The 1,782-nt window shown below is 39.6% G+C and carries 3 protein-coding genes; all 3 read right to left on the minus strand.

Annotation, left to right across the window (positions count from 1 at the left end; genetic code table 11):
- Window positions 1-498: 498 nt before the first annotated feature.
- The 3 genes from OD355_RS13745 to OD355_RS13755 are packed head-to-tail and all read right to left on the minus strand — an operon-like array spanning window position 499 to window position 1,667.
- Window positions 499-807, minus strand: a complete 309-nt coding sequence (locus OD355_RS13745; protein ID WP_263039069.1) for a helix-turn-helix domain-containing protein — start codon at window positions 805-807, stop codon at window positions 499-501.
- Window positions 804-1,154: a type II toxin-antitoxin system RelE/ParE family toxin gene (locus OD355_RS13750; RefSeq protein ID WP_263039070.1), complete on the minus strand. Its 351-nt coding sequence runs from the start codon at window positions 1,152-1,154 to the stop codon at window positions 804-806. The genes OD355_RS13745 and OD355_RS13750 overlap by 4 nt, the downstream gene beginning before the upstream one ends.
- A 33-nt stretch (window positions 1,155-1,187) precedes the next feature.
- Complete coding sequence (locus OD355_RS13755) at window positions 1,188-1,667, minus strand: TerC family protein (RefSeq protein WP_263039071.1); 480 nt, start codon at window positions 1,665-1,667, stop codon at window positions 1,188-1,190.
- Between the last annotated feature and the right edge of the window lie 115 nt (window positions 1,668-1,782).

The raw sequence follows: 1,782 nt of genomic DNA on the forward strand, positions 1-1,782 counted from the left end.
AATCGAAGTGTCAGGAAAACCCGCCCTGTTGTTCGCGGGTTGCAATAACGGAATTTATAGGGATATTTGAATTTATCAATTAGTAACCACCTTTCCGGCATTTAAATTACCTCTTTTCACCGGTTGGTTTATATAATTAAAAGAACGGAGGGATTATTTTGTTGGAGGAAGTGTTCATACTATCCGAGCATTACTGGCACAAGCGGACGCTTGCGCCAGTGGGGGAATTTGCAAAACGAAGTTTGAGCAAAAATAAAGCCGCGTAAAATCGGAGCCAACTAAGCGTAGCGATCTTATGAGGCGCAAAAATAAAATAAAAAATATCGCGATAAATTTCGTTCAAGCGTCGTGTTGCACGCGGCCCTTTGGGCAAGTGCGGCACGGCAGCAGCGCGGGTATGAAATTTGGTCAAGCACAACCGTTCAACTTTGCACAATGCCCAATCGAAGTCGTTCAGCCCCACTTTTGGGAATACCTTGTTGTGCGTTCGGCATATTGTTAGTATGCTATTTTCCGGTTATTTAGTTCTACGTTAAAGTTCACTCTTGCACCCAAAGCTTCAAATACTTTTAAAATAGTTGTAAATCTTGCGTCGGTTGCGCTATTTTCAATTTTAGAAATTTGCGCCTTTTTTACGCCAACAAGCTCTCCCAACTCTTCTTGTGTCAAATTGCGCTCTTGTCTGGCTTGTTTGATCGCTTGTCCCAACAAGTCTAACCGAAGTTCGTTCTCAAATTCGTCACGCTTTTTAGTCCCTTTTTTACCGATGTATTTGTCGGTCAAATCTTCTAAATTATATGTCTTCATTGCTTTTTATTTTTTTCGTTAAAATACTTTTCTCTTGATTTTTCTGCCTTTTCAATTTCGCTTTTTGGAATTTTGTCTGTTTTCTTAATCAGCCCGTGAGTTGATATTACAACTGTATCAGTTTTGTCGGTTTTGTCCCAAAATGCAAAAAGTCGATAATGAGTTTTATTGAATTTTGTTCTAAATTCCCAAATTTCGTCTTGCAATTTTTTAAAAAGTTCCTTGTCGTTCGTGCTTCGGGCTTTCCAAATATTGTAAACAATTTTATCCCTCGCTTTTTCGTCAAGTTCATCCAAGAAGCCTTTCGCTTCTTCTAAAAACTTAACCCGAAATTTATACTCTTCCATTCATAGTTAAATTTTAAGCAAAGATAAAGTTTCTTATTTAGGAAACAAATATTTTGCGTCAAAAAGTAGTGGAGATAACTTTAGTCTGTTGTCAAACTTTGGGTAATGGTCGGAAATGCTGACGCACGGTTGCACTTGACGAAATTCCGATTTGAGGCGATTTTGCCAAACGAAGTTTTTAGCAAAAAGTAAAGCCCCGTTACTATCACTCCTGTCACGGGAGGTAGTTTTATAGTTCGTTTTCTTATGACTTATGATGATGCGGCTTACAGGGCCTGCAAACAGCATCATGATACCTATGGCAACCACTACCGCAATGATCATGATCAGCACATTGTCCACCAGGCCTGCAACGGTGAGTATGGAATCCAATGAGAATACCATATCAATCAAAATGATCTGGATAATTACTTTGATCAGCATATTGGCGCCGGCAGCTACAGCCTTCACTTCATGGCGCTCCTGCAACTGCATTTTGGAATGTATCACCATCGTGATTTTTATGATCAGCAAAAGCCCGCCCTGGTGTTCGTGGGTTGCAATAGCGGAATTTATGGGAGAGATTTGAAACTATAAATTAATAACTACCTTTCCGGAATTTAAATTACCTCATTTCACCGGTTGGCCT

Source organism: Haoranjiania flava, assembly GCF_025631005.1.
GTDB classification, from domain to species: domain Bacteria; phylum Bacteroidota; class Bacteroidia; order Chitinophagales; family Chitinophagaceae; genus Haoranjiania; species Haoranjiania flava.